Genomic DNA, 1,966 nt, shown 5'->3' on the forward strand with positions numbered 1-1,966 from the left:
CGTGGGTTTTGGGACAACAGCCTATGGGTTGTCTAATATGTACGAGGCTGGTCAGGATATCAAACTTGGGAATGCAGGGGATATTCAGACTAAAGCCGGAAATCCCATCAGAGATACGCTTTTCATGGGCAATGACAAGTTGTATCATGATGTTGGGAATGTCTTTGTGACGGCGAGTGCCATCATGATTCCCATAGGGCAGACCCAGAGCGTTGTCAAGGGCTTGACCCAGTTTGCGATAGGGGAAGCAGCTGCCTATACCGCGGGTCAGGTTGCCTATCATGGGACTAAGCTCCTAGGTGGAAGCGAAGAAGATGCCCAAACCGCCAACTTTATCGGGAATATCGTAGGAGGCTATACGGCTTCCTCAGCAGCCAGCAAGTTTAGTCTCAATAAGGTGAGCAATATCGAACGGATTAAAGAGAATATTAAAGAAAGCAGGCTTGCGAGGGAGAGTTCGAATTTTAAACAGTATGTAGCGAAGGAATATGCCTTAGCTGAAGAAATTAGGTATAAAAAATATTGGAATGAGCCAATATTAAAAATACCTAAAGGGAGTAGACCAGATCCAAAAACATATGTGAATTCGGAATATCTTACAAAACATTTTGCAGAATTCGATGAGGGAGCAACAGTTATTCAGACCGAGTCGGCTTATACACACTATTCAGAAGCTAACGGTTTTGTTGGTGTACCTGATGACAATACACTTTTTGTTATGCCAACAAAGTACGCTGATAAGGTTATTAAAAATTCTAACGGAAACATCAACTATATTGAGGAAAAATTAGGGTTTCCTAAAGGTTATTTTAAATATGGGGGTGGTTTAGTTAGAATTGATATAGAAGATTTGAGTGATTTAGATTTAAGACTCCCTAGCGGGAATGAGACAGGAGCAAACCCACTATGGATACCTGGGGGAGAAACTTCAGGTGGAGTTCCTGAAGCTATTTTAAATACAGTTCCATTAGATAAGACTAGAGTTAGTAGGATAGGAATAAAATAAATTGAGGAGAGAAGCAATGAATTTTAGAACTAAAATTTTAGAAGCTATAAAAGAAGGAAACGTTGAAGATATACTTCGTGGAAGGCAAAAGTATCGGGTTGACCCCCCTACTTCTGTTCCAGATGTTTTCCCTACAGATATTAACCAGGTGCTGTTTGAATATTTTTATAATCAAAGTGATATCAAAAACATTGAATTATTGTTAGAGAACTCTTTAATTAAATTGACAAAGAGTTCGGCTACGGATTTGTATATTTCAATATTATTTTTCGATTCAATACTCTTTATGGAAGATAAGGGTATTGCCACTTTTAAAATTGATACTTCAAAATTAGTAGCTGAAATAGCATCTGGAATACAAAAATTTCGGGAAGAATTAATGAAAAGTATAACTTTTAATAATGGATTAACCAAAAAAGAACCTATGAAAGTAGTTGTTCGTTTCAATCAGCGTTATAAAGATAAATATAATTTTTCAATTCTTGATGATTAAAAAAATTTTTAATCAAATGGCACGAATACGAGTTTATTTCTAATTATCTACTAAATAAACAATAAATAAAAATATTGAAGAAAATAATTAATGGGGAACTTGAAAAAGCAAAAATTTGAATTTATATCCAATGATTACTAATTTAGATTACGAGTATTTAAAATTTCTTATTTCTAACGAATATAAGTAATTGGCAAGGCAAACAAAAAGATGCCTTNACCAAGCAGTGGGAAACCTTCTCCAGTGACTACACGAGTTTCCAAACGGAGATGAATACCTTCTATGATGCTATCTGTGATGAAATCACTAGGTTGGAAAATCAAAAGAATGAAGAAAACGGCATTATTGGCTGGTGTCAAAGTCAGATGAATAATCTGGGAAATATCATCGAGAAGCTACTACATACGAAGGAGGGGTAAGGCCATGTATGGAACGATTCAATTATCCGAGGTTCTGTTTAACTCACA

At 36.0% G+C, this 1,966-nt stretch carries 3 protein-coding genes; all 3 read left to right on the forward strand.

The window, feature by feature from the left end:
* Window positions 1-1,006 (forward strand): hypothetical protein (locus D8863_RS11315; protein WP_260469790.1); only part of this gene is annotated, 1,006 nt, incomplete at its 5' end.
* Window positions 1,007-1,022: 16 nt separating this feature from the next.
* A complete protein-coding gene (locus D8863_RS10300) occupies window positions 1,023-1,499 on the forward strand; it encodes a hypothetical protein (protein WP_125441847.1) in 477 nt (158 codons plus the stop codon).
* A gap of 182 nt (window positions 1,500-1,681) precedes the next feature.
* The gene (locus D8863_RS10305; RefSeq protein ID WP_260469791.1) at window positions 1,682-1,918 is read left to right on the forward strand and encodes a YwqH-like family protein; all 237 of its coding nucleotides are present in this window, start codon (window positions 1,682-1,684) and stop codon (window positions 1,916-1,918) included.
* Window positions 1,919-1,966 lie beyond the last annotated feature (48 nt).

The organism is Streptococcus oralis (assembly GCF_003943825.1).
GTDB classification, from domain to species: domain Bacteria; phylum Bacillota; class Bacilli; order Lactobacillales; family Streptococcaceae; genus Streptococcus; species Streptococcus oralis_CD.